Source organism: Streptomyces flavofungini (genome assembly GCF_041028215.1).
GTDB lineage: Bacteria > Actinomycetota > Actinomycetes > Streptomycetales > Streptomycetaceae > Streptomyces > Streptomyces flavofungini_B.
In genome coordinates, this window is the sequence record NZ_JASKYR010000767.1 from 1 (window position 1) to 4,068 (window position 4,068).

General features: G+C 75.4%; 2 protein-coding genes. Both read right to left on the bottom strand.

What is annotated here, in order from left to right; translation table 11 throughout:
* A partial coding sequence (locus AB8Z36_RS34070) for a beta-ketoacyl synthase N-terminal-like domain-containing protein (protein ID WP_369217257.1) occupies positions 1-1,667 on the bottom strand: 1,667 nt, incomplete at its 3' end.
* On the bottom strand, positions 1,664-4,068 hold a 2,405-nt coding region (locus AB8Z36_RS34075; RefSeq protein WP_369217258.1), incomplete at its 5' end, for an SDR family NAD(P)-dependent oxidoreductase. The genes AB8Z36_RS34070 and AB8Z36_RS34075, both read right to left, overlap by 4 nt.

The window sequence follows — 4,068 nt, forward strand, 5'->3', positions numbered from 1 at the left end:
CCCCCGCCCCCGAACTCGGCGTCCAGCGCCTCCCCGATGCGGGCGAGCTGCTCGGGACGTACCCCGTAGGAGSCGAGCGGCTCGTCCGGGTCGATCTCGTCGGCGTCGACGCCGAGGACACCGGCCACCACGGCACACACCCGCGCGGGCGCCACGGTCCTCCGGTCCTCCCGGACAGCGGTGGCGGGCGAGGCGGCGGCGTCCGCCAAGTGCTCCGCGAGCGCCTCCGCGTACGCCCGCAGCCGCTCGGGCGTACGCGCCGACAGCGGCACGACCTGCGCGGACGCGTCCTGGGCAAGCTCCCGCCCAGCGGCGGGCACGTACTGCTCGACGACGACGTGCGCGTTGGTCCCGCTGTGGCCGAAGGAGTTCACCGCGGCCATCAGCGGGAGCCCGGCGGGGTGCTGCCACGGACCGGCCGCCGCGTCGACGGCGAAGGCCGAATCCGTGAGGTCGATCAGCGGGTTGAGGCCGCGCAGCGTCGGCATGCCGACGAGCCGGCCGTGCCGCATCGAGAGCAGCACCTTGATCAGGCCGACGACTCCGGCGGGGGCGCCCGTGTGGCCGATGTGCGCCTTCGCGCTGCCGATGGCGGCGAAGCCGCGCTCAGCGGTGAGCCGCCGGAAGGCCCGTACCAGCGCGTTGGCCTCCACCGGATCGCCCAGTGCCGTGCCGGTGCCGTGGGCCTCCACGTAGCCGACGCGTTCGGCGGGGATGCCGAAGCGCTCATAGACGTCGCGGACCAGCTCCTCCTGGGCCGCGCCGTTCGGGGCGGTGATGCCGTTGCTCGCGCCGTCCTGGTTCATGCCGGTGGCGCGGATGACGCCGTGGATGTGGTCGCCGTCGGCCACCGCATCGGAGAGCCGCTTGAGTACGAGGACGGCCACCGCCTCGGAGTAGACGGTGCCGTTGGCTTCGGCGTCGAAGGTGCGGCACTCGCCGCTGGGCGACATCGCGCCGCTCTCGACGAGGAGGTCGAGGCCGCGCGCGTCCAGGCCCGCGTTCACGCCGCCCGCGAGGGCCAGCGACGACTCGCCCGAGCGCAGGCTCTGGCAGGCCAGGTGTACGGCGGCGAGCCCGGACGAGCAGGCCGTGTTGACGACGAGGGCGGCGCCGCGCAGATCGAGGAAGTACGAGAGCCGGGAGGCCACCAGGGCGTCGGAGGCGCCGGTGAACGACTCGTGCGGGTAGCCGGTGGGCTCGGCGCCGATGAACAGGCCGGTACGGGAACCGGCGAGGGACGTCGGGTCGATCGCCGCGTCCTCCAGGGCGTGCCAGCTCTCCTGGAGCAGCAGCCGCTGGTTGTGGCTCATCAGGTCCGCCTCGTGCGCCCTGATGCCGAAGAACTCCGCGTCGAAGTGGTCGCGTTCGGTCAGCGCGCCGCCCCAGCGGTAGCCCGCGGGGTCGTCCGGGGCGATGTAGTGGTCGGGCAGTTCGCCGTAGCCGACGCGGCCCTCGGTGAGATTGCGCCAGAACTCGCGTACGTCCGCCGCGCCCGGGAACTGCCCGGCCATGCCGACGACGGCGATGTCCAGCATCCGCTCCCGCTGTCCCTGGCCCTCGCTGTGGTCCTGGCGGCGCGCGTCGAGGAGACCGCGTGCCTGGTCCGCGCCGACCGCGCCCTTGACGTAACCGTCGAGGATGTCGCGGAAGTTAGCGCTGCTCATCGTTGCTCCCTCGTGGCCAGCTCTGCGTCGAGCAGGTCGAGCACCTCCGCGGCGGACAGCTCTCCGGCCGCGAACCGTGCCTCCAACTTCACGATCAGGTCGTCCGGCGCGGACGTCACGGGCGACGCCGGTGGTGCCGGTGGTGCCGGTGGTGCCGGTGGTGCTGACGGTTCTTGTGGCGTGGCCGCCGGTGGTTCCTCCGGCTCCTTTGCGAGCAGTTCGTCGAGGTGCTCGGCGAGCCGCTGGACGGAGGAGAACTCGTACAGGGCCGCCGCGTTGAGCTCGATCCCCAGTTCCTCGGCGATTCCCGCGACGAACGTGGAGCCGGTGATCGAGTCGACACCCAGGTCGGCGAAGGCCGTCGAGGGCGACAGTTCCTCCTTCGGCACCCGCAGCGTCCGGGCGAGCCGTGCCACCAGCAGGCCCCGGAGTTCCGGGCGCCGGTCGCGGGCGGTGGCCCCGGGCCGGTCCGGGGCCACGGGTGCGGCCGGGTCCGGCCGGTCGGGTCCCGCGCCACCGGTCACGCCCCGCGCGGGGGCGGCCCGCATGCCGATGACCTGACGGTGGCGGCCCGCCCGCAGCAGCCGCACCGCCGTGTCGAAGCAGGCGGCGCCCTCGCCGTCGTCCAGGAAGCCGAGCGTCGGGTAGTCCCACGCGGCGTCGCCGAACGAGGCGCGCCAGGCACCCCAGTTGACGATGCCGACCGGGAAGGCGGCGCCCGGTGCGACGGCCCTGGCGAAGGCGTCGGCCGAGGTGATGCCGGCCGCGTAGGCGGCGTGGGTGCCCGCCCCGCCGAAGGAGAAGGCCTGGGCCGAGGAGAAGTAGCAGAGGAAGTCGAGCGGCTCGTCGGCCACGGCCTCGTACACGTTGCGCGCGCCGGACGCCTTGATCTCGTAGTGCGCCCGGAACTCCTCCTCGCCGAGGTCGGCGAGCGCGCCCGGCGCCCCGGTGATGCGCGTCGCCCCGGCGAACAGCACGCCGTGGATCTCGCCGAGCAGCCCCTTGGCCTCGGCGATCGCCCGCCGGGCCTGGCGCGGGTCGGTGACGTCGCCCTGTACGTAGCCGACGCGGTCGCCGTAGAGCGCCTCGCGCACGGCGGGGTCGCTCTGCGGGCGGCGTCCCACGCAGACCACCTTGGCGTCGTAGCGGTCGATGAGGTGGCGGCTGACGACACGTCCGACGAAGCCGCTGCCGCCGACCACCACATACGTGCCGCCGGGGCGGATGCCGGGCAGCCCCGGCGTCGCGGCCTCGTCCTGGCTCACCGGGACGACCTCCTGCCGGTGGCGCCGCCCGCCGCGCAGCGCGACGAGTCCGGCGGCGGGGGACGCGGGCTCGTCGGCCACCTGGGCGGCCACCGCGGCGCGGCCCTCGGGCGTGCGGAGGTCGGCCGACGCGACGTCGACATCGCGTACGGCGAACCGGCCGGAGTCACGCGCCACGAAGTAGGCGAGACCGGCCAGACCCGCGCCGTGCGCCGCGCTCCGCTCGCCCGCGACCGATTGCGTGTCCTGGGTGACGACGCACAGGTCGGTGCGCGCGCCGTCGGGCCGCGGCCGACCTCCGTCGAGCCGCCGTACGGCCTTGACGAGCCGGAGCAGCGCCAGTTCGGGACCGGCGTCGGTGGCGCCGTCCGAGCCGGAGCGGGAGCCGGAGCCCCCGGTCACGAGGAGGACGCGGTCGGGCGCCGCCCCCGCGAGGCCGGAGGAGTCGTCGAGCCGCCGCTCGGCCACCTCGTCCGCGCCGACGCGCCGGTAGTGCGCGGCCAGCGCCCCGGCGAGCCCGGTCCCCGGTTCCTCGGCGACGATCAGCACCCTGCGCGGCACGGCCGCGGGCACGGTGACGGCGGGCGCCTCCACCCAGCGCGGCACACTCAGCAGCCCGCTCGGCGGTACGACGGGGGACGCCGCGACGTCAGCGGCCCCGACGGCCCGCGCCGCCCCGGCGGACGACACACCACCCGTACCGGTGGGCACCCAGTGCCGCTCCCCCGCGAACGGATACGTCGGCAGGGCGACCCGCGACGGCCGCCGCCCCGCGTCGTCATGGCGGGCGTCGACGTCCACCGCGTCACCGCGCACCCAGCGCCGCGCGACCTCGTACAGGTCACCGCCGCCGGACTCCGGGCGCACCGGGCGCACCCCACGCTCGGCGAAGTCGCCGAGCTGCCCCACCAGTTCGTCCATATCACGCACCACGAAGGCCACCCGCTCGGACCACTCCACCCGGCCCACCCGCAGGGTGTACGCGACATCACGGAGCGAGGGCCGAGCGTCCCCGGCGAGCGCGTCCCGCAGGCGCGCGGCGCTCTGCCGGAGCTGGTCCTCGGTGCGTGCGGAGAGCGGTACGAGGACGGGCTCGCCCGGGGCGGGGTCCTCGGGGGCGGAGGAGGGCGCGGCGG